The sequence below is a fragment of the Bacillus sp. KNSH39 genome (genome assembly GCF_052656585.1).
In genome coordinates, this window is sequence record NZ_JBQXYO010000001.1 from 4,600,001 (window position 1) to 4,625,704 (window position 25,704).

24 protein-coding genes, 20 tRNA genes, 2 rRNA genes and 4 riboswitches (1 of these 50 running past the window's edge) are annotated in these 25,704 nt (G+C 38.4%); of the genes, 43 read left to right on the top strand and 3 right to left on the bottom strand.

All coding sequences use genetic code 11. The features are described 5' to 3' along the window. The 24 genes from ACUL40_RS23410 to ACUL40_RS23525 all read left to right on the top strand — a co-directional run. Window positions 1-2,393 (top strand): 23S ribosomal RNA (locus ACUL40_RS23410) (it extends 529 nt beyond the left edge of the window). A gap of 102 nt (window positions 2,394-2,495) precedes the next feature. Next, window positions 2,496-2,611: ribosomal RNA gene (gene rrf, locus ACUL40_RS23415) — 5S ribosomal RNA — on the top strand. A 5-nt stretch (window positions 2,612-2,616) separates the two neighbouring features. Further along, window positions 2,617-2,692: transfer RNA gene (locus ACUL40_RS23420), tRNA-Val, on the top strand. Window positions 2,693-2,700: 8 nt separating this feature from the next. Beyond that, a tRNA-Tyr gene (locus ACUL40_RS23425) sits at window positions 2,701-2,784 on the top strand. Between the two features lie 11 nt (window positions 2,785-2,795). After that, window positions 2,796-2,870: transfer RNA gene (locus ACUL40_RS23430), tRNA-Gln, on the top strand. Window positions 2,871-2,874: 4 nt separating this feature from the next. After that, window positions 2,875-2,950 (top strand) — tRNA-Lys (locus ACUL40_RS23435). Between the two features lie 14 nt (window positions 2,951-2,964). After that, window positions 2,965-3,045 (top strand) — tRNA-Leu (locus tag ACUL40_RS23440). A gap of 29 nt (window positions 3,046-3,074) precedes the next feature. Then, window positions 3,075-3,149 (top strand) — tRNA-Gly (locus ACUL40_RS23445). Window positions 3,150-3,165: 16 nt separating this feature from the next. After that, window positions 3,166-3,254: transfer RNA gene (locus ACUL40_RS23450), tRNA-Leu, on the top strand. Window positions 3,255-3,257: 3 nt separating this feature from the next. Then, window positions 3,258-3,331: transfer RNA gene (locus ACUL40_RS23455), tRNA-Arg, on the top strand. Between the two features lie 10 nt (window positions 3,332-3,341). Next, a tRNA-Pro gene (locus ACUL40_RS23460) sits at window positions 3,342-3,415 on the top strand. Between the two features lie 16 nt (window positions 3,416-3,431). Further along, window positions 3,432-3,504: transfer RNA gene (locus ACUL40_RS23465), tRNA-Ala, on the top strand. 20 nt (window positions 3,505-3,524) lie between these two features. Further along, window positions 3,525-3,617, top strand: a tRNA-Ser gene (locus tag ACUL40_RS23470). Between the two features lie 55 nt (window positions 3,618-3,672). Beyond that, window positions 3,673-3,765: transfer RNA gene (locus tag ACUL40_RS23475), tRNA-Ser, on the top strand. 20 nt (window positions 3,766-3,785) lie between these two features. Then, window positions 3,786-3,862: transfer RNA gene (locus tag ACUL40_RS23480), tRNA-Met, on the top strand. 3 nt (window positions 3,863-3,865) lie between these two features. After that, window positions 3,866-3,941 (top strand) — tRNA-Asp (locus ACUL40_RS23485). An 8-nt stretch (window positions 3,942-3,949) separates the two neighbouring features. Beyond that, a tRNA-Phe gene (locus ACUL40_RS23490) sits at window positions 3,950-4,025 on the top strand. A 9-nt stretch (window positions 4,026-4,034) separates the two neighbouring features. Continuing rightward, window positions 4,035-4,107 (top strand) — tRNA-Thr (locus ACUL40_RS23495). 6 nt (window positions 4,108-4,113) lie between these two features. Beyond that, window positions 4,114-4,184: transfer RNA gene (locus ACUL40_RS23500), tRNA-Trp, on the top strand. A 10-nt stretch (window positions 4,185-4,194) separates the two neighbouring features. Continuing rightward, window positions 4,195-4,271, top strand: a tRNA-Ile gene (locus ACUL40_RS23505). An 8-nt stretch (window positions 4,272-4,279) separates the two neighbouring features. Beyond that, window positions 4,280-4,354: transfer RNA gene (locus tag ACUL40_RS23510), tRNA-Asn, on the top strand. 1 nt (window position 4,355) lies between these two features. Then, window positions 4,356-4,427 (top strand) — tRNA-Glu (locus tag ACUL40_RS23515). A gap of 128 nt (window positions 4,428-4,555) precedes the next feature. Further along, a complete protein-coding gene (locus tag ACUL40_RS23520; protein ID WP_000199006.1) occupies window positions 4,556-4,975 on the top strand; it encodes a CBS domain-containing protein in 420 nt (139 codons plus the stop codon). A gap of 321 nt (window positions 4,976-5,296) precedes the next feature. Further along, window positions 5,297-6,448: a DUF3965 domain-containing protein gene (locus tag ACUL40_RS23525; protein ID WP_000648912.1), complete on the top strand. Its 1,152-nt coding sequence runs from the start codon at window positions 5,297-5,299 to the stop codon at window positions 6,446-6,448. Between the two features lie 240 nt (window positions 6,449-6,688). Here the strand turns inward: ACUL40_RS23525 and ACUL40_RS23530 are convergent, their stop codons facing one another. Then, window positions 6,689-7,021, bottom strand: coding sequence for a hypothetical protein (locus ACUL40_RS23530; protein WP_445422764.1), 333 nt, complete (start codon window positions 7,019-7,021; stop codon window positions 6,689-6,691). Between the two features lie 5 nt (window positions 7,022-7,026). Next, window positions 7,027-8,181: an SH3 domain-containing protein gene (locus ACUL40_RS23535; protein WP_445422763.1), complete on the bottom strand. Its 1,155-nt coding sequence runs from the start codon at window positions 8,179-8,181 to the stop codon at window positions 7,027-7,029. Window positions 8,182-8,450: 269 nt separating this feature from the next. Continuing rightward, window positions 8,451-8,562: riboswitch (TPP riboswitch) on the top strand. Window positions 8,563-8,622: 60 nt separating this feature from the next. Continuing rightward, window positions 8,623-8,726, top strand: a riboswitch (TPP riboswitch). An 85-nt stretch (window positions 8,727-8,811) separates the two neighbouring features. On the opposite strand from ACUL40_RS23535, the gene tenA reads away from it, so the two are divergent. From tenA to kdpDN, 18 genes are all read left to right on the top strand, one after another. Continuing rightward, the gene (tenA, locus tag ACUL40_RS23540) at window positions 8,812-9,507 is read left to right on the top strand and encodes a thiaminase II (protein ID WP_000666827.1); all 696 of its coding nucleotides are present in this window, start codon (window positions 8,812-8,814) and stop codon (window positions 9,505-9,507) included. Then, the gene (locus ACUL40_RS23545) at window positions 9,476-10,225 is read left to right on the top strand and encodes an ABC transporter ATP-binding protein (RefSeq protein WP_001256799.1); all 750 of its coding nucleotides are present in this window, start codon (window positions 9,476-9,478) and stop codon (window positions 10,223-10,225) included. Before tenA ends, ACUL40_RS23545 begins: the two co-directional genes overlap by 32 nt. Then, window positions 10,225-10,977, top strand: coding sequence for an ABC transporter permease (locus ACUL40_RS23550; protein WP_001080855.1), 753 nt, complete (start codon window positions 10,225-10,227; stop codon window positions 10,975-10,977). Before ACUL40_RS23545 ends, ACUL40_RS23550 begins: the two co-directional genes overlap by 1 nt. Then, window positions 10,974-11,975, top strand: coding sequence for an ABC transporter substrate-binding protein (locus ACUL40_RS23555; protein ID WP_000670416.1), 1,002 nt, complete (start codon window positions 10,974-10,976; stop codon window positions 11,973-11,975). Before ACUL40_RS23550 ends, ACUL40_RS23555 begins: the two co-directional genes overlap by 4 nt. Before the next feature lie 10 nt (window positions 11,976-11,985). Continuing rightward, entirely contained in the window at window positions 11,986-12,606 is a 621-nt protein-coding gene (gene tenI, locus ACUL40_RS23560; protein WP_000787170.1) for a thiazole tautomerase TenI, read from the top strand. After that, a complete protein-coding gene (gene thiO / locus ACUL40_RS23565; RefSeq protein WP_445422762.1) occupies window positions 12,599-13,708 on the top strand; it encodes a glycine oxidase ThiO in 1,110 nt (369 codons plus the stop codon). Before tenI ends, thiO begins: the two co-directional genes overlap by 8 nt. A gap of 15 nt (window positions 13,709-13,723) precedes the next feature. Next, window positions 13,724-13,927: a sulfur carrier protein ThiS gene (thiS, locus tag ACUL40_RS23570; protein ID WP_001049502.1), complete on the top strand. Its 204-nt coding sequence runs from the start codon at window positions 13,724-13,726 to the stop codon at window positions 13,925-13,927. A gap of 2 nt (window positions 13,928-13,929) precedes the next feature. Next, window positions 13,930-14,700: a thiazole synthase gene (gene thiG / locus ACUL40_RS23575; RefSeq protein WP_000931981.1), complete on the top strand. Its 771-nt coding sequence runs from the start codon at window positions 13,930-13,932 to the stop codon at window positions 14,698-14,700. Then, the gene (thiF, locus tag ACUL40_RS23580; protein ID WP_445422761.1) at window positions 14,693-15,712 is read left to right on the top strand and encodes a thiazole biosynthesis adenylyltransferase ThiF; all 1,020 of its coding nucleotides are present in this window, start codon (window positions 14,693-14,695) and stop codon (window positions 15,710-15,712) included. The genes thiG and thiF overlap by 8 nt, the downstream gene beginning before the upstream one ends. Before the next feature lie 15 nt (window positions 15,713-15,727). Next, entirely contained in the window at window positions 15,728-16,540 is an 813-nt protein-coding gene (gene thiD, locus ACUL40_RS23585) for a bifunctional hydroxymethylpyrimidine kinase/phosphomethylpyrimidine kinase (protein WP_048655918.1), read from the top strand. A gap of 85 nt (window positions 16,541-16,625) precedes the next feature. Then, window positions 16,626-16,773: riboswitch (cyclic di-AMP (ydaO/yuaA leader) on the top strand. Between the two features lie 93 nt (window positions 16,774-16,866). Beyond that, the gene (locus tag ACUL40_RS23590) at window positions 16,867-17,253 is read left to right on the top strand and encodes a hypothetical protein (protein ID WP_000424087.1); all 387 of its coding nucleotides are present in this window, start codon (window positions 16,867-16,869) and stop codon (window positions 17,251-17,253) included. 13 nt (window positions 17,254-17,266) lie between these two features. Beyond that, window positions 17,267-17,500, top strand: a complete 234-nt coding sequence (locus ACUL40_RS23595; protein WP_001985933.1) for a hypothetical protein — start codon at window positions 17,267-17,269, stop codon at window positions 17,498-17,500. Window positions 17,501-17,760: 260 nt separating this feature from the next. After that, window positions 17,761-17,906: riboswitch (cyclic di-AMP (ydaO/yuaA leader) on the top strand. Window positions 17,907-18,002: 96 nt separating this feature from the next. Further along, the gene (locus ACUL40_RS23600; protein WP_000887894.1) at window positions 18,003-18,107 is read left to right on the top strand and encodes a SipW-dependent-type signal peptide-containing protein; all 105 of its coding nucleotides are present in this window, start codon (window positions 18,003-18,005) and stop codon (window positions 18,105-18,107) included. Further along, a complete protein-coding gene (kdpF, locus tag ACUL40_RS23605) occupies window positions 18,107-18,184 on the top strand; it encodes a K(+)-transporting ATPase subunit F (RefSeq protein ID WP_223153441.1) in 78 nt (25 codons plus the stop codon). The genes ACUL40_RS23600 and kdpF overlap by 1 nt, the downstream gene beginning before the upstream one ends. Window positions 18,185-18,203: 19 nt before the next feature. Next, window positions 18,204-19,871, top strand: coding sequence for a potassium-transporting ATPase subunit KdpA (gene kdpA / locus ACUL40_RS23610; RefSeq protein ID WP_000638330.1), 1,668 nt, complete (start codon window positions 18,204-18,206; stop codon window positions 19,869-19,871). Between the two features lie 13 nt (window positions 19,872-19,884). Then, complete coding sequence (gene kdpB, locus ACUL40_RS23615; RefSeq protein ID WP_001248003.1) at window positions 19,885-21,975, top strand: potassium-transporting ATPase subunit KdpB; 2,091 nt, start codon at window positions 19,885-19,887, stop codon at window positions 21,973-21,975. 16 nt (window positions 21,976-21,991) lie between these two features. Then, entirely contained in the window at window positions 21,992-22,573 is a 582-nt protein-coding gene (kdpC, locus tag ACUL40_RS23620) for a K(+)-transporting ATPase subunit C (protein ID WP_445422760.1), read from the top strand. Window positions 22,574-22,629: 56 nt separating this feature from the next. Next, complete coding sequence (kdpDN, locus tag ACUL40_RS23625; RefSeq protein ID WP_003269552.1) at window positions 22,630-23,784, top strand: KdpD-like non-kinase potassium sensor; 1,155 nt, start codon at window positions 22,630-22,632, stop codon at window positions 23,782-23,784. Between the two features lie 24 nt (window positions 23,785-23,808). On the opposite strand, the gene ACUL40_RS23630 is transcribed toward kdpDN, so the two are convergent. Continuing rightward, the gene (locus ACUL40_RS23630) at window positions 23,809-24,990 is read right to left on the bottom strand and encodes an MFS transporter (RefSeq protein WP_065212395.1); all 1,182 of its coding nucleotides are present in this window, start codon (window positions 24,988-24,990) and stop codon (window positions 23,809-23,811) included. 140 nt (window positions 24,991-25,130) lie between these two features. Between ACUL40_RS23630 and ACUL40_RS23635 the strand changes: the two genes are divergently transcribed. Beyond that, window positions 25,131-25,592, top strand: a complete 462-nt coding sequence (locus tag ACUL40_RS23635; protein ID WP_000679681.1) for a MarR family transcriptional regulator — start codon at window positions 25,131-25,133, stop codon at window positions 25,590-25,592. Window positions 25,593-25,704: the final 112 nt, after the last annotated feature.

Sequence of the window (25,704 nt, forward strand, 5' to 3'; positions counted from 1 at the left end):
ACCCCGGAAGGGGAGTGAAAGAGATCCTGAAACCGTGTGCCTACAAATAGTCAGAGCCCGTTAATGGGTGATGGCGTGCCTTTTGTAGAATGAACCGGCGAGTTACGATCCCGTGCGAGGTTAAGCTGAAGAGGCGGAGCCGCAGCGAAAGCGAGTCTGAATAGGGCGTTTAGTACGTGGTCGTAGACCCGAAACCAGGTGATCTACCCATGTCCAGGGTGAAGTTCAGGTAACACTGAATGGAGGCCCGAACCCACGCACGTTGAAAAGTGCGGGGATGAGGTGTGGGTAGCGGAGAAATTCCAATCGAACCTGGAGATAGCTGGTTCTCCCCGAAATAGCTTTAGGGCTAGCCTTAAGTGTAAGAGTCTTGGAGGTAGAGCACTGATTGGACTAGGGGTCCTCATCGGATTACCGAATTCAGTCAAACTCCGAATGCCAATGACTTATCCTTAGGAGTCAGACTGCGAGTGATAAGATCCGTAGTCAAAAGGGAAACAGCCCAGACCGCCAGCTAAGGTCCCAAAGTGTGTATTAAGTGGAAAAGGATGTGGAGTTGCTTAGACAACTAGGATGTTGGCTTAGAAGCAGCCACCATTTAAAGAGTGCGTAATAGCTCACTAGTCGAGTGACTCTGCGCCGAAAATGTACCGGGGCTAAATACACCACCGAAGCTGCGGATTGATACCAATGGTATCAGTGGTAGGGGAGCGTTCTAAGGACAGTGAAGTCAGACCGGAAGGACTGGTGGAGTGCTTAGAAGTGAGAATGCCGGTATGAGTAGCGAAAGACGGGTGAGAATCCCGTCCACCGAATGCCTAAGGTTTCCTGAGGAAGGCTCGTCCGCTCAGGGTTAGTCAGGACCTAAGCCGAGGCCGACAGGCGTAGGCGATGGACAACAGGTTGATATTCCTGTACCACCTCTTTATCGTTTGAGCAATGGAGGGACGCAGAAGGATAGAAGAAGCGTGCGATTGGTTGTGCACGTCCAAGCAGTTAGGCTGATAAGTAGGCAAATCCGCTTATCGTAAAGGCTGAGCTGTGATGGGGAAGCTCCTTATGGAGCGAAGTCTTTGATTCCCCGCTGCCAAGAAAAGCTTCTAGCGAGATAAAAGGTGCCTGTACCGCAAACCGACACAGGTAGGCGAGGAGAGAATCCTAAGGTGTGCGAGAGAACTCTGGTTAAGGAACTCGGCAAAATGACCCCGTAACTTCGGGAGAAGGGGTGCTTTCTTAACGGAAAGCCGCAGTGAATAGGCCCAAGCGACTGTTTAGCAAAAACACAGCTCTCTGCGAAGCCGTAAGGCGAAGTATAGGGGGTGACACCTGCCCGGTGCTGGAAGGTTAAGGAGAGGGGTTAGCGTAAGCGAAGCTCTGAACTGAAGCCCCAGTAAACGGCGGCCGTAACTATAACGGTCCTAAGGTAGCGAAATTCCTTGTCGGGTAAGTTCCGACCCGCACGAAAGGTGTAACGATTTGGGCACTGTCTCAACCAGAGACTCGGTGAAATTATAGTACCTGTGAAGATGCAGGTTACCCGCGACAGGACGGAAAGACCCCGTGGAGCTTTACTGTAGCCTGATATTGAATTTTGGTACAGTTTGTACAGGATAGGCGGGAGCCATTGAAACCGGAGCGCTAGCTTCGGTGGAGGCGCTGGTGGGATACCGCCCTGACTGTATTGAAATTCTAACCTACGGGTCTTATCGACCCGGGAGACAGTGTCAGGTGGGCAGTTTGACTGGGGCGGTCGCCTCCTAAAGTGTAACGGAGGCGCCCAAAGGTTCCCTCAGAATGGTTGGAAATCATTCGTAGAGTGCAAAGGCATAAGGGAGCTTGACTGCGAGACCTACAAGTCGAGCAGGGACGAAAGTCGGGCTTAGTGATCCGGTGGTTCCGCATGGAAGGGCCATCGCTCAACGGATAAAAGCTACCCCGGGGATAACAGGCTTATCTCCCCCAAGAGTCCACATCGACGGGGAGGTTTGGCACCTCGATGTCGGCTCATCGCATCCTGGGGCTGTAGTCGGTCCCAAGGGTTGGGCTGTTCGCCCATTAAAGCGGTACGCGAGCTGGGTTCAGAACGTCGTGAGACAGTTCGGTCCCTATCCGTCGTGGGCGTAGGAAATTTGAGAGGAGCTGTCCTTAGTACGAGAGGACCGGGATGGACGCACCGCTGGTGTACCAGTTGTTCTGCCAAGGGCATAGCTGGGTAGCTATGTGCGGAAGGGATAAGTGCTGAAAGCATCTAAGCATGAAGCCCCCCTCAAGATGAGATTTCCCATAGCGTAAGCTAGTAAGATCCCTGAAAGATGATCAGGTTGATAGGTTCGAGGTGGAAGCATGGTGACATGTGGAGCTGACGAATACTAATAGATCGAGGACTTAACCATATAATATGTAGCAAATGTTATCTAGTTTTGAAAGAATATAAAAAACTTGTTGACTTTCGAGGTCAAATGAGTTACAATGATTCTTGTCTTAAATGAATACAGTCTGGTAATGATGGCAGAGAGGTCACACCCGTTCCCATACCGAACACGGAAGTTAAGCTCTCTAGCGCCGATGGTAGTTGGGACCTTGTCCCTGTGAGAGTAGGACGTTGCCAGGCAAAATGGAGGATTAGCTCAGCTGGGAGAGCACCTGCCTTACAAGCAGGGGGTCGGCGGTTCGATCCCGTCATCCTCCACCATATATGTCGGAGGGGTAGCGAAGTGGCTAAACGCGGCGGACTGTAAATCCGCTCCTTCGGGTTCGGCAGTTCGAATCTGCCCCCCTCCACCATTCTTAATTAATGGGCTATAGCCAAGCGGTAAGGCAACGGACTTTGACTCCGTCATGCGCTGGTTCGAATCCAGCTAGCCCAGCCATTAAGAGCCATTAGCTCAGTTGGTAGAGCATCTGACTTTTAATCAGAGGGTCGAAGGTTCGAGTCCTTCATGGCTCACCATTTTAATGAAATATGCGGGTGTGGCGGAATTGGCAGACGCACTAGACTTAGGATCTAGCGCCTTTGGCGTGGGGGTTCGACTCCCTTCACCCGCACTTTTAATAAAATAACTCATACATGTCTTGCGGAAGTAGTTCAGTGGTAGAATACAACCTTGCCAAGGTTGGGGTCGCGGGTTCGAATCCCGTCTTCCGCTCCAATTTTCAATATGACATGCCGGGGTGGCGGAACAGGCAGACGCACAGGACTTAAAATCCTGCGGTGGGTGACCACCGTGCGGGTTCGACCCCCGCCCTCGGCACCATATGCGCCCGTAGCTCAATTGGATAGAGCGTTTGACTACGGATCAAGAGGTTAGGGGTTCGACTCCTCTCGGGCGCGCTTTTATTAACGGGAAGTGGCTCAGCTTGGTAGAGCACCTGGTTTGGGACCAGGGGGTCGCAGGTTCAAATCCTGTCTTCCCGATATTCCCAAAAAACATGGGGCCTTAGCTCAGCTGGGAGAGCGCCTGCCTTGCACGCAGGAGGTCAGCGGTTCGATCCCGCTAGGCTCCACTTTATTTAATATATGTCTCGGAGGTATACCCAAGTTCGGCTGAAGGGATCGGTCTTGAAAACCGACAGGCGGTGAGAATCGCGCGGGGGTTCGAATCCCTCTACCTCCTCCATTTTTTCTTTAATGGCTTAGACATATAATAATAAAATATTTATTTTTTCCTTCATGGAGGTATACCCAAGTTCGGCTGAAGGGATCGGTCTTGAAAACCGACAGGCGGCGAGAGTCGCGCGGGGGTTCGAATCCCTCTACCTCCTCCATTTTTAAAACTTTATATTGTCGCGGGGTGGAGCAGCACGGTAGCTCGTCGGGCTCATAACCCGAAGGTCGCAGGTTCAAATCCTGTCCCCGCAACCAAATGGTCCCGTGGTGTAGTGGTTAACATGCCTGCCTGTCACGCAGGAGATCGCCGGTTCGACCCCGGTCGGGACCGCCATTTATGTTGGCTCGGTAGCTCAGTCGGTAGAGCAGAGGACTGAAAATCCTCGTGTCGGCGGTTCGATTCCGTCCCGAGCCACCATTTTTTTATGCCGGCTTAGCTCAATTGGTAGAGCAACTGACTTGTAATCAGTAGGTTGGGGGTTCAAGTCCTCTAGCCGGCATCATTTAGGGGCATAGTTTAAAGGTAGAACTGAGGTCTCCAAAACCTCCAGTGTGGGTTCGATTCCTACTGCCCCTGTAAAGTATATGGGCCTATAGCTCAGCTGGTTAGAGCGCACGCCTGATAAGCGTGAGGTCGATGGTTCGAGTCCATTTAGGCCCACCATATATTATTCCGCAGTAGCTCAGTGGTAGAGCTATCGGCTGTTAACCGATCGGTCGTAGGTTCGAGTCCTACCTGCGGAGCCATGGCCCGTTGGTCAAGTGGTTAAGACACCGCCCTTTCACGGCGGTAACACGGGTTCGAATCCCGTACGGGTCATACCAAAAAGAGTCAGCATTATGCTGGCTCTTTTTTATTTTGTTAATCCTTTTTATTACGTTACTTTCCAGAAATAAATAAAGGAATTTTGGAAAAGCTATGGTATGTATAAAAAGGAGGAAATCATAATGACACGAGTGAGAGACTTAATGAGTACCCATATTGTACATTGTACACCGCTAGACAATGTATATGAGGCAGCTGTAAAAATGAAGGAAGAATCGATTGGATTAATTCCTGTTGTTGAAAATGAGCAAGTTGTTGGGCTTGTTACTGATCGTGATTTAGTCGTTCGAGGGATTGCTGAAAAACATCCTGGATCTAATAAGATTACAAATGTAATGACAACAAATATTATCTCAGTTTCTCCAAATGATTCTATTGAAAAAGCTACAGAGCTAATGGCACAGCATCAAATTAGACGATTACCAGTAGTTGATAGTGGTCAACTTATTGGCATGTTAGCACTAGGAGATTTAGCTATAAGGGAATCAGCAGATGATCAAGCTGGATTTGCCTTGAGCGAAATCTCAGAGCGTACAGAGTAAATTGAAACTTTCATTAACCGAGAGTTTAATGGTCACTCATAAAGAGCTAAATTATATATAAATTTCAGATACATTATTCTAGTATATATGGATTAAACTAATATGTTAGCGTGATGTATCTGAGACATTATATAATAAGTATGTGGTTAATAATTTCGACATTTTTTTAAAATTTGTTATTCTTAATTTTTAATAAGAGAAAAGATGATATACTGATAGATATAAGTATTATGAGAGATTTTGAATATAACAATATTAATTTTTAGTGGTGCGATAATAAATTAATATTTCCTACATAGATGAAAAGGGAAGGGGAATTATATGAAGGCTGTACAGGGCGATCCAAATTGGAATTTGGTTACAGATACATATATAGAACCAAATAATTTCGCTGAATTATTTTCTTTGCTTGTACCTTGTCACCCAAAAGGTGAGGGGAAAGAACGAACTATATTAGTATGGAAAGAGAAAGAATTTTATAAAGAAGAAAATTTAGCGGCATTTATCGTATATGGCATGAATAAAGCAAAGAAATTACCGCAGTTTCATAAAGATGAAATTCCAACTTTAGTGCGTATTCTTCGCTTATGCCAAGAGATTGGTTGGTATGAAGAGGCAAATGATTTTATGATAGCGCAAGGATTAGCTGAGTTTGTTCATACTTCATTGGAATATGAAACATGGGATCTTTTGACGCAATCAGTTGCTTTAAATTATTTAATTATTAAATATCGTATAGGTGAATTGACAGATAGGGATATTGAAATTTGGGATAGAGTTAAATTTAATGAGAAGTGTATAACCGATTGTAAACATTTATTATCTCATAAAGAAGTATTGGAATTTACATTCTTTTATATGTGCAAGAGAGCGAAATCATTATCAAAAGAGCAATTAAATAGTGATATGATGAGTTTAGCAATGTATTGTAATACTTTTGTATATGATTTGTATACACATGATTTATTACGGAAATATCGTAAGTGTACAGATTTCCTATCATATTATGGACCTAGTCAGGCAGTTTTAGCATGTCAAAGAGCTGTATTATCTCAAATTTCCGATCGCTTAGACCCATTAAAGACAACGCATGTAGATGATTATTTATATGTGATGAAAGAAATGATGGAGCATATGACGATAGGAGTAATGGATCGATATGGTCATTTTATTGGAAAGCTACTATCTTATGTGCCATTTTTCGAAATGATACAAGTTCCACAGCATGCATATTATTGTGAAGAATTACTGTATATTTGTAAGGGCATTGAATATAAAGAAGAAACACTACGCAATTATATATTTATACAATTACATGATTGTTTACCATCATTTTTTAGGCTATTTCTTAAAAATAAGCGTTACGCAACGATTCATGATATTCTTTTCTATTGGTGCGATGACGAACAACGAATGAGCTTAGAGAAAAAATATAATCTGAGCTTTATTTATGAAAAATATGCTTGTGGATAAACAATATTTTCGATATGAAAAATTAATATAAATTAAAAAGGATCTCCAGTTTATGTGAGATCCTTTTTTGTTAGTAAAACAAGGAGAAAGTGATTAAGACAAGAAACAACATTCCATATAGGAGAAGTTGTGCAGTATAACTTCCTTGTATACCAAAAAAAGTATTGGCTTTCTTATACAAATGCAATATGTATTTTATTGGAGTATCTTTGAAAGATTGGTACACAGTGTCTCCTCTTTCTAAGCTTCTTGTTTTCGTTTTTGGTTATAAGGGACATTAATATATCTAGCTACAAATAATAAAACAGCCATAAAGAATACTGGAAATACAGTAGATAAATAAAAGCCATTACTAATTATATTTGTTATGAGAGCACTCAAAAGAAAAATAGCATTATAAATATGGGCAATTTTTTGTTTTAGTTGCACTTGAAATGATTCCATCATAATTTCTAATGCAACAAAAGCAATAATAATAGATAAAAATACAATGTTTGTATTGTAAATGATTAAACAACAGATTAAACCTAAAAAGGCTACGTATTCAATTATAAGAGGTATATTGCGTGGCATACAATTTACCTAACTAAATATGGCAGTGGATTTACTGCATTTGTTTTTTCAAAATTCCATTCTCCATTATGTAATTCAAAATGAAGATGTTGCCCGTATGAATGACCTGTGTTTCCCATATGACCTATTAATTGTCCAGTTTGTACTTGATCACCAGCTTGTACAGTGCGATCCTTCATATGAGCATAAACAGTTGTATATAATTTCCCATTGATTTGATGCGCAATGAAAACAACATTGCCATAGCTAGCTGAATAATAAGATTTCACAACTTTACCTGCAGCAGCAGCTTGGATAGAGACGTTTCCTGGAGCGGCAATATCTATACCATAATGCATTTGTTCCCAGCGTATATCAAAGGTTGAGCTAATTCTTCCTTGAGCGGGGAATTTGAAAGCAGCTGGAATTGATGAAGGCTGATCTGTTTTAGCTTGTGGTTGATTTTGTACTACATAGTGTTTTGCTACATATCCGTATCCTGTGCCAAAACGAATTTTATACCAAGTACCTACAGTTTCTACTACTTGTACTTGAGTACCGTTTTGTAATGAACCGAGTAGAGCGCTACTTGTACTAGCTGTGCTACGTACATTTAGATTAGGTGTTGCAACAGTATATTTTGTATTATTTTGAACGGTGATTCCTTTTACTAAGGGTTGTGAACCATTAGAGATGAATGCTTTTTGTACGTAACCTGTTTGGCCATTATGTGATATTTTATACCATTCGCCTTGATCTTCTTGAACGGTAATAAACTTACCATTTGGTAATACATCTAAAATGGAAGATTCTAAATTAGGTTCAGAGCGAACGTTTAATGCATTAGCATTAACGATGTATTGATCATTAGATTGAAGTTTGTTTTTTAGTAAAATAGCATCTTTTTGTACATAACCTACTTTATTATGAACAGACACTTTATACCAACCATTAGTTGTTTCAATGATGTTCACTTTTGTATTAAAGCGAATTGTATCAATTGATGTGCTTTTTACGTTATCTTCTGTATGTAATGCTACTTGATCGACTTTGACATACCCAGTTTTAATATTAGATAATTGTTCAGCGTTTGCTTTTTGTACATTTGTTTCACCCATAGAAGGAAGTAAAGAAGCAATCACTACAGTAGTTGCTGTTAAAGCAGTAGCTTTCATATTCATGGAATAGAGACCTCCTCTAGTTGTATAGTTGTAATTTTATTATAGTATAAAGATATAATATAGTGGGGGTATTCACATAAATGTAATATGAAATCAATATAAAAATAAATTTTTTGAGGATAATGATTCCTTTTTATACAATTAATTGGGGTTTTATTTTCTAAAATAGAATGTATGTATTGTATAATTTTGATATTATGTTGACAATTAAGAAAATTAAAAAAGTTGATGATGTCTTATTAGGGTGTTATACTGACAGTGATAATTTTATAGTTTGCTAGGAGAGCTGGTGTTGCCAGCTGAGAGTAGGCCGTAAGCCTTTGATCCTTTTTATTACCTGATCTAGATTATGCTAGCGTAGGGAAGCAATTCGGACACTAACAATGAGTCCCCGTTTCTTTGCGTATAGAAACGGGGCTTTTTTATTTGAAAATTTCATATTGAAACCACTAGGGGTGCTTGACTTGCTGAGAGAGGAATAATCCTTAACCCTTACAACACCTGATCTAGGTAATACTAGCGAAGGGAAGTGGAACATCGAATAAATGTATAACTTTATTTGCTGTAACCACTTCTTATATATAGAAGTGGTTTTTTATTTAGATACATATATTGAAAGGGGATAGAGAAATGAAATTTTGCGATAGATTATTAGAAACTGTGCAACCGGTTTGGGAGATGAGTCATAATCATCCGTTTGTAGTGGGTATGGGAGATGGCACGTTAGAAAAAGATAAATTCCAGTATTATATTATTCAAGATTATTTATATCTGCTAGATTATGCAAAGTTATATGCGATTGGTGTTGTAAAAGCAACGAATCCACAAGTGATGGGAAAGTTCGCTGAACAAATTGATGGAATATTAAATGGCGAAATGACAATCCATAAACAATATGCAAAAAGACTTGGAATTTCTATAGAGGAGATAGAGTCTGCGAAACCATCTGCTAAAAATTTAGCTTATACAAATTACATGATGTCTGTATCTCAAAATGGCACACTTGCGGAATTAATAGCAGCGCTTCTTCCATGTATGTGGAGCTATTGGGAAATTGGAAAGCGTTTAAATGATATTCCTGGAGCAAGAGATCATGAGTTTTTTGGTGAGTGGATTCAAGGATATAGTTCGGAAGAATACGGTAATCTTTGTATTTGGTTAATAGATTTATTAAATGAAATGGCAGTTGGAAAGTCTGAGAAAGAACTAGAAAGATTAGAGGAGATCTTCTTATATTCCAGTCGATTTGAATATTTATTCTGGGATATGTCCTATCGTAAGGAGATGTGGGGATTTGAGGAGCAAGAACATACTACAGTTTCATAATGTTTCTTTTCATTACGATGAGAAACCAATCATCCATGAATTAAATGCTTCTATATATGAGAAAGAGTTTGTCAGTATTATCGGACCGAGTGGATGTGGAAAAAGTACTTTATTTCGCCTTATTACAGGTCTAGAAAAGGTAAGTACTGGACAGATAGAACTGACAGAAACAAAGAACCATCCTGTAGGATATATGCCGCAAAAAGATATGCTTTTGCCGTGGAGAACAATTATTGAGAATGCTGCCCTGCCGCTAGAGTGCCAAGGTGTACAGAAGAAAGAAGCAGAAGTAAAGGCAAAGGAACTGTTACATAAATTTGGTTTGCAAGGGTATGAGCAAAAATATCCGAAAGATTTATCTGGTGGGATGAGACAACGTGTATCTTTTATTCGAACTTTATTAACAGGCGGGGAGATATTGCTGTTAGATGAACCATTTAGTGCGTTGGATGCTTTAACGAAGACCTCTTTGCAAGAATGGTTGTTTGAACAATGGCAAGAGTGGGAAAAAACAATTTTATTCATTACTCATGATGTTGAAGAAGCGTTATTTCTTTCAAACAGAGTTTTAGTAGTGGAACAGCAGCCGATAACGACTTTGACTGAGCGGACTGTACCGCTTGATCATAACAGAACACGAAAAGATTTATATAAACCGGAAGTATTAGCGCTGAAAGATGAGCTTCTTAGTATGTTACAAAGGCAGGTACTTGTGTGATGAACCGATTGAAAGAATTAGTTCCTGCTATTACACTTTCTAGTATTTTACTAGCTGTGTGGGAAATAGGAGCAAGAATTGTAGATGAGATGTACATTTTACCGTCACCGTCTGCGATTGTAATGAAGATATGGAAACTAAAAGACATATTATTTACAGTTCATTTACCTGCAACGTTATACGTCGTTTTAATAGGTGTTGTTATCTCTATCGTATTAGGTGTAGGGCTAGCGATGTTAATGAATGCGAGTACATGGATGGAAAGAGCATTTTATCCATTATTAGTTGCTTCACAAACGATTCCAATTACTGCGCTTGCTCCGCTATTTGTTTTATGGTTTGGATATACAATTTGGAGTAAGGTTGTTGTCACAGTTTTAATTACGTTTTTCCCAATTGCGGTCAATACGTATGATGGACTGCGTAGTACGAAAAAAGAATGGGAGGAGCTCTTAGTTACATATGGAGCAACAAAAAGAGATATTTTTCTTAAATTAAAGTTGCCGTCTGCTCTTCCTTATTTTTTCTCAGCTTTAAAAATTGCAGTTCCGCTTAGTGTTATCGGAGCAGCAATTGGAGAATGGCTCGGTGCACAAGCTGGGCTTGGATATTTCAGTAAGAGAATGATGACGCAGTTAGATGGAGCTGGCGTATTTGCACCTATTGTATTGTTATCATTATTAGCTATTTTCTTCGTCGTAATTATTTCCATATTAGAAAAGAAATTCATTAGTTGGAGGAAGCATTCATGAAATTTTTAAAGCGCATCTTTGTGTTTACATTATTAATTGCAATAATTGCAGGATGTTCGAGTAATTCAGCATCAGATAAAAGTAAAAAAGAGAAAGAAATAACAGTCATGTTAGATTGGTATCCAAATGCGGTACATAGCTTTATCTATGCAGCAATTGAAAAAGGATACTTTAAAGAAGAAGGTGTAAAGGTAAATATTAAATTCCCTTCTAATCCGACTGATCCATTAACGCTAGCAGCAGCAGGGAAGGTGACAGTTGGCTTGTATTATCAGCCAGATGTTGTTATGGCGAGAGCGAATGAGCAAATTCCAGTGAAATCAATTGGGGCTGTCGTACGTTCACCATTAAATCATGTTGTATCACTGAAATCAGCGGGCATTCAATCACCGAAAGATTTAGAAGGAAAAACAGTAGGATACTCTGGAACACCATTAAGTGAGATGTATTTAAAAACGATGGTAAAAGAAGCTGGTGGTAATCCTGATACAGTGAAAGTAGTAGATGTTGGCTTTGATTTAGTACCAGCATTAATTACGAAGAAAGTAGATGCGGTAACAGGGGCATACATTAACCATGAAGTACCTGTTATGCGTCATGAAGGCCATGAACCAGCGTACTTTAATCCAGCTGATTACGGAGTACCAAACTATCATGAGCTTGTGTTTGTAACAGGTGATAAAACGTTGAAAAAAGATAAAGAGGCGTTGCAAGCTTTCTTACGTGGTACGAAAAAAGGCTATGATTTCATGAAGAAAAACCCAGATGAAGCATTGAATATTTTATTAAATCATCAAGAAAAAGAAAACTTCCCACTTGTGCCAGAAGTTGAAAAGGAAAGTATGAAAATTTTATTAGAGAAGATGGAAACGAAAGATGAGCCATTCTTATCAGATTCAAAAGAATCTTGGGAGAAACAAAATAAGTGGCTGAAGGACAAAGGAATGACGAAAGAAACCGTCCCAGCCGATGAATTATTCGAAAATATTTTAAAGTAGGCGAATGAATATGAAAAATGAGCTCCACGTAATCTCAAATGGCCATATGCCATTCGAAGAGTTAGTGAATGTAGCGATGCAAATTGAGAGTGAGATTGATTATTTGCATATTCGTGAGCGTGAGAAGAGTACGAAGGAATTATATGAAGGTGTGGAAAGTCTATTAATGGAGGGCTTTCCAGCTTCTAAAATTGTCATAAACGATCGAATTGATATTGCAATTTTATTAAATATTCCTCGTGTTCAACTAGGATATCGAAGTACAGATGTAAAGTCAGTGAAAGAAAAGTTTTCGTATTTGCATGTCGGTTATTCTGTGCATTCGCTAGATGAAGCAATAGTAGCTTTTAAAAATGGAGCGGATTCACTCGTTTATGGCCATGTATTTCCGACAGATTGTAAAAAAGGTGTGCCAGCGAGAGGGCTTGAAGAAATTTCAGACATTGCAAGGTGTTTATCTATACCGATTACAGCAATTGGAGGAATTACCCCAGAAAACACAGTGGATGTTCTTACTAACGGTGTAAGCGGTATAGCAGTTATGTCTGGAATTGTAAGTAGTAGTAACCCGTATAGCAAAGCGAAATCTTATAAGGAATCAATAAGAAAGTGGGCGGAAAAACATGTGTGAGAAGTATGATGTAGCGATTATTGGTGGTGGTGTAATTGGTAGTTCAGTTGCACATTTTCTAGCAGAAAGAGGACATAAAGTAGCGATTGTGGAGAAGCAAAGTATTGCATCGGAAGCTTCAAAAGCAGCTGCTGGTTTACTTGGTGTTCAGGCAGAATGGGATGCGTATAATCCGCTATTTGAACTTGCTAGAGAAAGCCGAGCTATATTTCCACAACTTGCAGCAGTTTTACGTGAAAAGACGGGTGTTGATATTGGATATGAAGAAAAAGGAATTTATCGTATTGCTCAAAATGAAGATGAGAAGGAAAGAATTCTTCACATTATGGATTGGCAGCAGAAAACAGGTGAAGATTCTTATTTTCTAACGGGAGACCATGTGCGGGAAAAAGAGCCATATCTATCCGAATCTATTATAGGAGCAGTATATTATCCGAAAGACGGTCATGTTATTGCACCAGAGCTTACGAAAGCATTCGCACATTCTGCAGCGATTTCCGGTGCTGATATATATGAACAGACAGAAGTATTTGATATCCGTATTGAAAATAATAAAGTGACTGGAGTTATTACAAGTGAAGGTATTGTCACATGTGAGAAAGTCGTTATTGCAGGAGGTTCATGGAGCACGAAGTTACTCAGTTATTTTCACCGCGATTGGGGTACATATCCAGTTAAAGGAGAAGTGGTTGCGGTAAGAAGTAGAAAACAACTTTTAAAAGCACCTATTTTTCAAGAAAGATTTTACATTACTCCAAAGCGCGGTGGACGTTACGTAATTGGGGCAACAATGAAGCCACATACGTTCAATAAAACTGTGCAGCCAGAAAGTATAACTTCTATATTAGAGCGTGCTTATACAATATTGCCAGCTTTAAAAGAAGCAGAATGGGAAAGCACGTGGGCAGGATTAAGACCACAATCGAATCATGAAGCTCCTTATATGGGAGAGCATGAAGAAATAAAAGGTTTATATACTTGCACGGGCCATTATCGAAACGGTATTTTATTAAGTCCTATTTCTGGCCAATATATGGCTGATTTAATAGAAGGAAAGCAAGAGAATCATTTGCTAGATTCATTGCTTTCTAGAAGAGTTTAGAAAGGGGATGGAAGTTTGAATTTAAAAATTAATGGTAACCAAATTGAAGTGCCAGCGAGTGTAAAAACAGTAGCTGAGCTACTTACACATTTAGAGCTAGATAACAGAATTGTTGTAGTAGAGCGTAATAAAGATATTTTACAAAAAGATGATCATACAGATACATCTGTTTTTGATGGAGACCAAATTGAGATTGTAACTTTCGTAGGAGGCGGTTGATTATGTTAAACATTGGACCATTTTCATTTCATTCTAGACTTTTATTAGGAACAGGTAAATTCCCTGATTTTGACGTACAGCAAAAGGCAATTGACGTTTCTGAAGCTGAAATTTTAACGTTTGCAGTACGTCGTATGGATATCTTTGATGCAAAGCAACCTAATTTATTAGAGAAACTTGATGTGAAAAAATATACGTTATTACCAAATACAGCAGGAGCAAAAAACGCTGAAGAGGCTGTTCGTATTGCAAAATTAGCAAAAGCTTCTGGGCTTTGTGACATGATAAAGGTAGAAGTTATTGGTGATGATAGAACGTTATTACCTGATCCGGTAGAAACATTAAAGGCATCTGAAATGTTACTGGAAGAAGGATTTATCGTACTTCCGTATACATCTGATGATGTTGTATTAGCACGTAAATTACAAGAGCTTGGCGTGCATGCGATTATGCCAGGAGCATCTCCAATCGGATCAGGACTTGGTATTGTAAATCCATTAAATTTGAGCTTCATTATTGAACAAGCGACAGTACCAGTTATCGTTGATGCCGGTATTGGTAGCCCAGCTGATGCGGCATTTGCAATGGAATTAGGAGCAGATGGCGTGTTATTAAATACAGCTGTATCAGGAGCAAAAGATCCTATTAAAATGGCACAAGCAATGAAATTAAGTATTGAAGCAGGCCGTTTAGGATTTGAAGCAGGTCGCATTGCACGTAAGCGTTGTGCAACTGCAAGTAGTCCTTTAGAAGGAATGAGCGTAGTTGAATAATCGATATTCTCGCCAAGAACTATTTTCTCCAATTGGAGAAGAAGGACAGCAAAAGATAAGAGAAAAGCATGTGCTTATTATCGGTGCAGGTGCATTAGGTAGTGCAAATGCAGAGATGTTTGTAAGAGCAGGTGTTGGCAAGATAACAATTGTTGACCGTGATTATGTAGATTGGAGTAATTTACAAAGACAACAATTGTATGCAGAGAGCGACGTAAAGAATAATCTTCCAAAAGCTATAGCGGCTAAAAAACGTTTAGAAGAGATTAATAGTGATGTAACAATAGAAGCTCTCGTTCAAGATGTAACAGCTGAAGAGCTAGAAGAACTTGTTATAAATGTTGATATAATTATTGATGCGACTGATAATTTCGAAACGCGCTTTATTGTAAATGATATATCACAAAAATATTCTATTCCATGGATTTACGGTGCATGTGTAGGTAGTTACGGTCTTTCTTACACAATCCTTCCTAGTAAAACACCATGTTTATCATGTTTATTACAGTCGATTCCGCTTGGCGGGGCAACATGTGATACAGCGGGTATTATATCACCTGCTGTATCTCTTGTCGTTTCTCATCAAGTAACAGAAGCTCTTAAACTGTTAGTAGAAGATTACGAATCACTTCGAGATGGGCTTGTATCGTTTGATATGTGGAAGAATGAGTATTCATGTATGAATGTGCAAAAACTTCGCCAGCATAATTGTCCTTCATGCGGAGAGAATGCATTATATCCGTATTTAAATAAAGAAAACACATCAAAAACAGCAGTTTTATGCGGGCGAAATACAGTTCAAATTAGACCACCTCATAAAGATGAAATGAATTTTGAACAATATAAAGAGTTGTTGGAAGGTCGTGTAAATGATTTAAATATAAATCCATATTTACTATCATTTTCTGTTGAAGACAAGAGGTTAGTAGCCTTTAAAGATGGCCGTGTGCTCGTACATGGAACGAAAGATATAAGCGAAGCAAAAACAATTTATCATCGCTATTTTGGATAGAAAAGGATGAGTGGGATGAAAGTGAATAAAGCTTTAACAATTGCAGGGTCTGATAGCGGCGGCGGTGCTGGAATTCAGGCAGATTTAAAAACATTCCAAGAGCTTGGTGTATACGGAATGACGGCTATTACGGCAATTACTGCTCAAAACACGCTTGGCGTTCAAGGGGTATATCCTGTTCCGTTAGAAGGTATTACAGAACAGCTGAATTCAATTGGTACGGATTTAACACCAGATGCAGTGAAACTAGGAATGTTATTTAGTAGTGAAATAATTCAAATTGTTGCAGAACAAATTAAAAAATTTGGCTGGAATAATATTGTGCTAGATCCCGTTATGATCGCAAAAGGCGGTGCATCATTATTACAGCAAGAAGCAGTTCATGCATTAAAAGAATATTTATTACCAGTAGCAACCGTTATAACACCGAATGTTCCAGAAGCAGAAGTGTTAACTGGGGTGGAGATTCATAATGTTGAAGATAGTAAGGAAGCTGCAAAAGTATTGCACAAATTAGGTGCTAAATATGTGCTTATGAAGGGCGGACATGCAGAATATCAAGGTAATGAAGTAATTGATTTCCTCTTTGATGGAGAAGAATTTATTGAGTTTAGAAGCGAGCGAATTCCTTCAAAGCAAACGCACGGAAGTGGGTGCACATTTGCTTCAGCGGTTACAGCAGGACTTGCGAAAGGATACTCAATTGAAGATGCTGTTCAAGAAGCAAAACGATTTATTAGTATAGCAATTGAAGAGCCATTGAATATTGGTAGTGGTCATGGACCAACGAATCATTTTGCGTATAAAGTGAATAGAACGCGTGTATAGATAAGTGAAAAGCCAGTTTTATAACTGGCTTTTTTTCTGTTTACTTTTTCAAAATACAGGAGTAATATATCAGCCAGAATATATTTTTTTGTAAACGCTGAGTCCAATTATATGGAGCGGAGGAACCAATTTGTGCAGTGTCACTAGGGGTGAATCTTTCAAATTTGAAAGTAGGGCTACTCTCAAAGCCCGAATCCGACAGCTAACTTCGTAAGCGTCTTGAGAGAGGACGGTGCCATGATGGATACATCACTTCATCGATCTGATTAGTATAGGGGAATATCAATCTATGTTTGATTTCTTTTATACTAAGGAGGATGAGGTACATGGAACTAACACTTATTTGTGTTGGAGAAGAAAGTAAGGTAAATAGTTTAAGAGATCTAGTTGCATTTCAACATGAGTTAGTTATTTTTACAGCAAATGAAGAGGTAGCGGCTGAAGTTAGGAATTGTGGGTTTGATTGGACTTATAGTTGTAGTAAGGAGCAGGATTTTACTAGTATTTGTGAGTGTATTAAGAAGGTCATTTTACTAGGGGATGAGCTTCCAATCGTTAGTTTCTTCACAGAACACATTCGTTTTTCTTTTCAAGCACCTATTACTGTTGTTACAAGGAATAAACGATATCCAGCGAGGCTCTATGAAACAATTGGAGCTAAGTTTGTCGTGTTTACAAATTGTGATAATATTTCTTTTTTATTTTTTGAATAGGGCGGGGGAAGAAATGATGAAGGTACTATTACTTGGAGATATAGCAAATCGTTGGGCAGTATCGGTAGAGCGAGTTCAAGAATTGGTTCAGATCGATCCCCTTTTTCCAGGGCCGTATATTATATTACCATCAAAAGATGCTTTGTATTTAGAGGTAGATATTACCGAGTATGAGCAGCTACATGCAGAATTGACACAAGTTTATATTCGCGGGAGAAATTTACGTGCATTTTTACGAGGAGAATAAAGGTTGAATAAAAAAGAGCGAATGCTGAGTGCAACAAGCTATGCACTTCATGTCATTCGCTTTTTTTATTTCATATTTAAAAGGTCATTTTTAAGAAAAGAAAAGAGAAATAAAGAAAATAGATGAAATAACAGTAATAATCTTCAATGTAAGCGTTTAAATGAATGTAAATATTATTATTTTCAGTAATTTACCCCTTTACAAGTGAAATATAGAGGAGTATATTTACTCTCATAAATCATTCATAAAATTTCCAAAAAAACCTAAAATCGCTGAGTTCCAGAAATGGAGCGGGGGAACCAATTTTGTGCATCGTCACTTGGGGTGAATCTTTCAGTTTTGAAAGTAGGGCTACTCTTTAGGCCCGAATCCGACAGCTAACCTCGTAAGCGTTTAGAGAGGAGGTTTACTTTTTGTTGTTCATTTTTTGAACACTGAGTAGAGCTCAGTGTTCTTTTTTAATATTTAAATGGTAAATTTTAACAAAAAGAGAGGGATAGTTATGTTAGATGTTGTAATGGTCGGGATTTTTATTTTATTAGTTGCATCGATGGCAAGTCTTGCAAGTTGGTCAGATAAAGTTGTGAAAGAAGGAAAGCAATCATGATGATTGTCTTATCGGTTATTGTCGCAGCAATTACAGTGTATTTAGTGTATGCATTATTAAATCCAGAGAAGTTTTAATTAGGGGGAATCATTCATTATGATTTGGGTTGCAGTCATTATTACAATGCTCTTGTTTATTTTAGTAGCAAAGCCAACGGGGATTTATTTAGAAAAAGCTTTTCAAGGTAGCAAAACGTTAGATAAAGTATTCGGGCCTTTTGAAAAACTTATTTTTAAAATTACGGGTGTAAAAGCATACAATCAAACGTGGAAACAGTACGCATTATCATTAGTTTTATTAAATGGATTTATGATCGTTGTCGTATACTTCATTTTCAGATTACAAGGTGTGCTGCCGCTAAATCCAGCACATATTGAAGGGATGGAGCCTACGCTCGCTTTTAATACAGCGATTAGTTTTATGGCTGATACAAATTTACAGCATTATAGCGGTGAAAATGGTTTATCCTATTTATCACAATTAATCGGGATTACATTTTTAATGTTTGCGGCACCAGCAACGACATTAGCGCTCGTTATGGCTTTTATAAGAGGACTTGCTGGAAAAGAACTTGGTAACTTTTTCGTTGATTTTACGAGAGCGTTAACGAGAGTGTTTCTTCCTATTGCATTTATTGCGGCACTAGTTTTTGTCGCACTTGGCGTACCACAAACGTTAGATGGGGCGGTTACAGCACAAACGATTGAAGGTGCAAAGCAAAGTATTTTACGTGGACCTGTTGCATCATTCGTTTCCATTAAGGAACTTGGAAATAACGGCGGTGGATTTTTCGGAGCAAATTCTACGCATCCTTTCGAAAATCCAGGACAAATGAGTAATATTTTGCAAATGATGCTTATGATGTTATTACCAACAGCACTTCCATTTACGTACGGACGAATGGTCGGAAATAAAAAACAAGGCCGCATCCTTTTCGTGTCACTATTTATGGTATTTTTACTAGGGTTTATAACGATTACGACATCTGAACTAAACGGGAACCCGGCATTAAATGGAATGGGTATCGAACATGTACAAGGAAGTACAGAAGGGAAAGAAGTACGATTTGGAACAGTATTTTCTTCACTATACGCAACGGTAACGACAGCTGCTGAAACAGGCGCTGTTAATACGATGCATGATACGTTAACACCAATTGGCGGTTTAGTTCCGCTTGTAAATATGATGTTAAATACTGTGTATGGCGGCGTTGGAGCAGGTTTTGTAAACATTATTATGTATGCAATTATCGCGGTGTTTATATCTGGGTTAATGGTTGGACGGACACCAGAGTTTTTAGGTAAAAAGATTGAAGGTAAGGAAATGAAATTAATCGCGGTCACGATTTTATTTCATCCATTGCTCATTTTAGGATTTTCGGCATTAGCTCTTTCAACAAATTTAGGGACGGATGCTATTTCTCATTCCGGTTTCCACGGTTTGACGCAAGTGGTATATGAATATACATCGTCAGCTGCGAATAACGGATCTGGATTTGAAGGATTAGGAGATAATACACCGTTTTGGAATATTACGACTGGTTTAGTTATGTTTTTAGGACGTTACTTCAGTTTAATTACGATGCTAGCTGTGGCAGCTTCATTGAAAGAAAAAACGGTAGTGCCAGAAACAGTCGGAACGTTCCGTACAGATAATAGTTTATTTGGTGGCATCTTCATCGGAACAATTGTAATTGTCGGTGCATTAACATTCTTCCCGATGTTAGTACTCGGTCCAATTGCAGAATTTCTTACATTGAAGTAATGGAGGGTAAATGATGAGACCGGTAGTAGTAAAAGAAAAACAATTAAATGAGTCACAAATACATGCTGTAGAAGATGAAGTTAGACAAGCGAAAACGATGGATCGTGATATCGTAACACATGCGATGAAGCAATCCGTTGCGAAATTGAATCCGAAAGTCATGATAAAGAATCCGATTATGTTCGTTGTGGAAATTGGATTTATCATTACGTTCATTTTATCTTTTCTTCCAAGCAGTTCTAGTAGTATACCAGGATGGTTTAATATAACAGTTTCTCTCATTCTATTATTTACAGTTTTATTTGCGAATTTTGCAGAAGCATTAGCAGAAGGTCGTGGTAAAGCGCAAGCCGATTCTTTAAAGCAGTCGAAGAAAGATGTGTTTGCAAATGTAGTAAAAGAAAATGGAGACATTGTCCAAGTTTCAGCAACTGATCTTAGAAAAGGTGACGTTGTTATCGTAAAACAAGGAGAAATGATTCCAAGTGATGGCGAAGTAATCAAAGGATTAGCATCTGTAGATGAATCTGCAATTACAGGTGAATCAGCTCCTGTTATAAAAGAAGCAGGCGGTGATTTTTGTTCCGTAACAGGTGGAACGATGGTCGTAAGTGATGAAATTACAATTGTCATTACGAGTAATCCTGGTGAATCATTTATCGATAAAATGATTTCTTTAGTAGAAGGAGCTGCTCGTCAAAAAACGCCGAATGAGATTGCTTTAAATACAGTATTAACGAGCTTAACTCTTATTTTCTTAATCGTCGTTGTGACGTTGCCGATTTTTACAAATTATTTAGGTTTTCAAATTGATACTGCTGTACTTGTAGCGTTGTTAGTATGTTTAATTCCAACGACAATTGGTGGTTTGCTATCAGCTATTGGTATTGCGGGGATGGATCGGGTGACAAAATTTAACGTGCTAGCGATGTCAGGGAAAGCAGTAGAAGCTGCGGGCGATATTAATACAATTATTTTAGATAAAACAGGTACAATTACTTTTGGGAACCGAATGGCTCATACATTATTGCCTGTAGGAAATGAAACGATTGAGCAAGTTGGAAAGTGGGCCGCTATTAGTTCTGTTTTAGATGAAACACCAGAAGGTCGATCTGTTATCGAGTATGTGCAGGGAAAATCTATATCATATAATAGAGAACTTGCAGAACAAGGTGAGTTTGTTCCGTTTAAAGCAGAAACGAGAATGAGTGGTGTTGATTTACAAGACGGAACGAAAGTGAGAAAAGGTGCTGTAGGTGCCGTTATTGAATGGGTTGAGTCACAAGGCGGAACAATTCCGAAAGATGTAAATCAAAAAGCAGACTTAATTTCAAAAGAGGGCGGAACACCACTTGTAGTTGCAGTAGATAATCGTATTTACGGTTTAATTTATTTAAAGGATACAGTAAAACCGGGTATGCGTGAGCGTTTTGAACAGTTACGCCAAATGGGGATTAAAACGGTTATGTGTACAGGTGATAATCCGTTAACAGCAGCAACCATTGCAAAAGAAGCTGGAGTAGATGAATTCGTTGCCGAGTGTAAACCGGAAGATAAAATTGCTGTCATTAAAGCAGAGCAAGATAAAGGGAAACTTGTAGCGATGACAGGTGATGGTACAAATGATGCTCCAGCATTAGCACAGGCGGACGTTGGATTAGCGATGAACAGTGGTACGACAGCAGCGAAAGAAGCGGCAAACATGATTGATCTAGACTCGAATCCAACGAAAATTATTGAGGTTGTAGGAATCGGTAAGCAATTGTTAATGACGCGAGGTGCTTTAACGACGTTTAGTATTGCGAATGATATAGCAAAATATTTTGCAATCATTCCAGCAATGTTTACACTTGCGATTCCGCAAATGGAGGCATTGAACATTATGAAATTAACATCACCACTGTCAGCGATTTTATCAGCATTAATATTTAACGCTGTTATTATTCCATTACTCATTCCGTTAGCGATGAAAGGTATTGCATATAAACCGATGAGTTCTAATGCATTGCTTAGCCGAAACTTACTTATTTATGGGCTTGGCGGAGTTATCGTTCCGTTCATTGGAATTAAAGTAATTGATATAATTGTCGGCTTGTTCATATAAGGAAGAGGGGAAAAAGATGGAGAAGAAACAAAGTATACTATCACCAATTATCCGTATTACTTTTACATTTCTAGTGTTGTGCGGACTTGTATACCCGCTTATTGTTACTGGTATTGCACAAGCCGTGATGAAGGATAATGCGGATGGAAGTCTAATATATAATGATAAAAATGAAGTGATTGGTTCTAAATTAATCGGGCAAAACTTCACGGATCCACGTTATTTTCAAGGGCGTGTTTCTAGTATTGAATATAAGGCTGAAGCATCTGGTTCAAATAACTATGCACCATCTAATCCAGATTTAGAGAAACGAGTAGAGAAAAGTATTGAAGAGTGGAAGAAACAAAATCCGAGCGTTCCAGTTACAGAAGTACCGATTGATTTAGTGACAAATTCAGGTTCAGGGCTTGATCCTGATATTAGTCCGAAGGCAGCTTCTGTGCAGGTGGATCGCATATCGAAATTAACGAATATTCCGAAAGAAAAACTTAATCAATTGATTAAAAATCAAACAGAAGGTGCTGCGCTTGGTTTATTTGGAGAGACCCGCGTAAACGTCTTAAAGCTAAATTTGGCATTACAGGAATTAATGAAATAGTAACAGTGCTACCTCAATCTAACGGATTGAGGTAGCGTTGTTTCGAATGAAAGGTAGTGTTTATTTTGTATGCAGATGATTATGAACCGAAGTTTCAAAGGCGAACGCCAGAGGAATATTTAGAATATATTCGTCAGCAAAATCGCGGAAAGTTAAAGTTATATGTAGGAGCAGCTCCAGGCGTAGGAAAAAGTTATAAAATGCTCTTTGATGCAAGGGAAATGAAAAAAGATGGAATTGATATTGTAATTGGTTTAATTGAAACGCATGGAAGAAAAGAGACGGAAGAAGCAATTGCTGATTTAGAAAAAGTTCCTTTGAAAGAAATACAGTATAAAGGAAAGGTATTTTATGAGCTTGATGTGGAAGGAATAAAAAAACGCGCGCCTCAAGTAGTCGTAGTGGATGAACTTGCGCATAGTAATGTTCCTGGTTCTAAACATAAGAAACGTTATATGGATGTGCAGGAATTGTTAGAGGCTGGTATATCGGTATTATCAGCTTTTAATATTCAACATTTAGAAAGTGTTCATGATATTGTAGCTCAAATTACGAATGTAAAAGTAAGAGAACGAATTCCAGATTTTATTTTACAAAAAGCAAATGAAATTCAGCTCGTTGATGCAACACCGGAAGTACTTCGGAAGAGGTTAATAGACGGAAAGATATATAAAGAAGAAAAAATTCAGCAAAGCTTACAAAATTTCTTTACGCTTAATAATTTAGGAGCACTTAGGGAATTATCGCTTCGTGAAGTCGCTGACGATATGGACGAAAAGATTAGTCAAACAGTGATAGAACCAATCGGAGTGAAAGAAAAAATTCTCGTTTGTGTACAATACAGTTCAACAGCGGAGAAATTAATAAGACGGGGATGGCGCATGGCTGATCGGTTAAACGCTGAATTGTACGTATTAAACGTTGAGAGGGAAAATATAGATTCTATTTCAGCTGGAAAAAAGCAGACGATTGAAGAGTGGAAGTTGCTAACGAATCAATTTGATGCAAGTTTTGTATTAGAAGAAGCAAAGGGAAGAAAGCCAGCAGATGTTATTATTGAAGTGGCAAAAAGATTACAGGTGACGCAAATTTTACTTGGACAATCGGCTAGAACAAGGTGGGAAGAAATACGAAAAGGCTCTATTGTAAATGAAATTATGAGACAAACAAAGTATATTGATATTCATATTGTTGCGGATCAAAGAGGATAAATAGAGCCGACCTTTTTGGGGGCTCTATTTTGCTTTTTGTACAGAATGAAAACTTAGCATTTTCATTGTATATAAGATTACAAGTAAAAACATAATTGCGCCTAGGAAGAAAATCCAAAAGTAATTTTGGTTAAATAAAAGAAATCCACCTATAAGTGGCCCTGTGCCCATACCAAGATAGCGGATGAAGTTGTACATACCGATAGCTGTTGCGCGTTCTTGTACGAATTCTTCTGTTAATAAAGTAGTGTGAGTTGGCATAGAAAGTCCCATACTAAAACCGTACAAAGATGTAACGATAATAATGAATGGGATATTGATGCTATATGTGAAAGAGAATAAAACGACACATATAATATTGAAGAAACTCGTAATAAATAAAGCTTGCTTTGTTGTGAGTCGTTTTTGCAAAAACTTGTAGCAAAAACTTCCTAGCATGATAGAAAGAGACATTGGTACAAACATAAGACCAATTTTATTTACAGTTAAATGAAATGAATTTGTTAAAATACTCGGTAAAAAAACGAGAAAGCAAAAGTAAATACAAAATTGAATGAAGCCAATAAGAGTAATAGAAAATCCAGTTTTATTTTTTAAGATAAGAGAGTAATTCTTTTGTGCTTTAGATTGTTTAATTATATTTGGCCTTGTTTCTGGGAGTAGTGAAATGTTTATAATTAATAAGATAATGCCAAGTGTAGATAAAAAGAGAAATACAGATAAGTGACCATTTATACTGCCAAGATAACCACCTATGAGAGGAGCCATTGCAGGTGCGAGGGCAAGTAACATTTGGTATAGGCTCATCGCTTCTCCGCGTTCTTTTCCTTCAAATAAATCGCCGATAATCGTTGCTGAAACTACAGGTATAGCCGCTATTCCTATAGCTTGAACAGCTCTAAAAAAGAGAAATAAATAAATGTTTGCCGAAAAAGCACATCCGATTGAACCAATTGTACTAATGACTAAACTAGGGATAAGGACAGATTTTCTCCCTTTTGTATCAATTAAAGGTCCATATACGAGCTGCATAATTGCAAGAACGAATGTGAAAAGTGAAACTGTTACATTTACAAGATAAAGAGAAGTGTGAAAAGAATTTTGAATCATCGGTAAGATAGGTGTGTAAATATTTTGAGCGAAGGAACCGAGTAAGGCACTAATACAGACAACATATAAAATGAAAGTTAGTTTAGATTTTTTCATCTTGTTAACCTCCTTGTAATTTAGTTTCCTTGGAAACTAAATTTATTTTAACATGATTTTCTTACTTGTAAAGATGAAAAAATGGTTTTAAAATGGTATATAGTTAAATTGTTTCTTTGGAAACTTAGGAGGCGAACGGATTGAAGCATGCAACGAAGCAAATGGAAATACTGTCGGACATTCGTACACTTTTGCATAAAAAAGAAGAACATTTAAAACGACAAAATGAGAAGTTTCTTCGTGAGACAGGCGTAAGTAGTATGTCTTTATCTGAGTTACATGTAATCGAATGTATCGGAAAAAATGGTTTGATGAATGTAACGGCAATTACGACAGAAATGGGCATGACGAAGGGAGCAATCTCTAAAATTTGTACAAAGTTGTTTCAAAAACAATTCGTTGAGAAGATGCAAATGTTAGATAATCAAAAAGAAATCTTCTTCAGCTTAACGGAGAGTGGGAATGAAATATATAAAGCTCATGAAAAATTGCATAAGCAAGCTGAAGAAAAGTGGTTGTTACTTTTAGATGGATATACGAAAGAAGAGCAAGACTTTATTCAAAGGTTTATAAAGGATGTCTCCGGTCATTTGGAAATATAATTGGAAGAAAAAACTCCTTTTTCTCAAGTCTTTTAAATATAATTTCTGAAAGAACTCATATATAATAGAAAAAGATACTTAACATGGTGAATAATTAAAGAGTCAATATATA

What these genes read in the sequence shown, in the direction of transcription:
- ACUL40_RS23550 (WP_001080855.1), top strand. Translation starts at nt 10,225, where the DNA reads ATGAACCGATTGAAAGAATTAGTTCCTGCTATTACACTTTCTAGTATT.
- ACUL40_RS23535 (WP_445422763.1), bottom strand. Translation starts at nt 8,181, where the DNA reads ATGAATATGAAAGCTACTGCTTTAACAGCAACTACTGTAGTGATTGCT.
- thiG (WP_000931981.1), top strand. Translation starts at nt 13,930, where the DNA reads ATGTTAAACATTGGACCATTTTCATTTCATTCTAGACTTTTATTAGGA.
- ACUL40_RS23600 (WP_000887894.1), top strand. Translation starts at nt 18,003, where the DNA reads ATGTTAGATGTTGTAATGGTCGGGATTTTTATTTTATTAGTTGCATCG.
- ACUL40_RS23525 (WP_000648912.1), top strand. Translation starts at nt 5,297, where the DNA reads ATGAAGGCTGTACAGGGCGATCCAAATTGGAATTTGGTTACAGATACA.
- ACUL40_RS23520 (WP_000199006.1), top strand. Translation starts at nt 4,556, where the DNA reads ATGACACGAGTGAGAGACTTAATGAGTACCCATATTGTACATTGTACA.
- thiO (WP_445422762.1), top strand. Translation starts at nt 12,599, where the DNA reads ATGTGTGAGAAGTATGATGTAGCGATTATTGGTGGTGGTGTAATTGGT.
- ACUL40_RS23530 (WP_445422764.1), bottom strand. Translation starts at nt 7,021, where the DNA reads ATGCCACGCAATATACCTCTTATAATTGAATACGTAGCCTTTTTAGGT.
- tenA (WP_000666827.1), top strand. Translation starts at nt 8,812, where the DNA reads ATGAAATTTTGCGATAGATTATTAGAAACTGTGCAACCGGTTTGGGAG.
- kdpA (WP_000638330.1), top strand. Translation starts at nt 18,204, where the DNA reads ATGATTTGGGTTGCAGTCATTATTACAATGCTCTTGTTTATTTTAGTA.
- ACUL40_RS23590 (WP_000424087.1), top strand. Translation starts at nt 16,867, where the DNA reads ATGGAACTAACACTTATTTGTGTTGGAGAAGAAAGTAAGGTAAATAGT.
- ACUL40_RS23630 (WP_065212395.1), bottom strand. Translation starts at nt 24,990, where the DNA reads ATGAAAAAATCTAAACTAACTTTCATTTTATATGTTGTCTGTATTAGT.
- thiD (WP_048655918.1), top strand. Translation starts at nt 15,728, where the DNA reads ATGAAAGTGAATAAAGCTTTAACAATTGCAGGGTCTGATAGCGGCGGC.
- tenI (WP_000787170.1), top strand. Translation starts at nt 11,986, where the DNA reads ATGAAAAATGAGCTCCACGTAATCTCAAATGGCCATATGCCATTCGAA.
- ACUL40_RS23555 (WP_000670416.1), top strand. Translation starts at nt 10,974, where the DNA reads ATGAAATTTTTAAAGCGCATCTTTGTGTTTACATTATTAATTGCAATA.
- kdpF (WP_223153441.1), top strand. Translation starts at nt 18,107, where the DNA reads ATGATTGTCTTATCGGTTATTGTCGCAGCAATTACAGTGTATTTAGTG.
- ACUL40_RS23595 (WP_001985933.1), top strand. Translation starts at nt 17,267, where the DNA reads ATGATGAAGGTACTATTACTTGGAGATATAGCAAATCGTTGGGCAGTA.
- kdpC (WP_445422760.1), top strand. Translation starts at nt 21,992, where the DNA reads ATGGAGAAGAAACAAAGTATACTATCACCAATTATCCGTATTACTTTT.
- kdpB (WP_001248003.1), top strand. Translation starts at nt 19,885, where the DNA reads ATGAGACCGGTAGTAGTAAAAGAAAAACAATTAAATGAGTCACAAATA.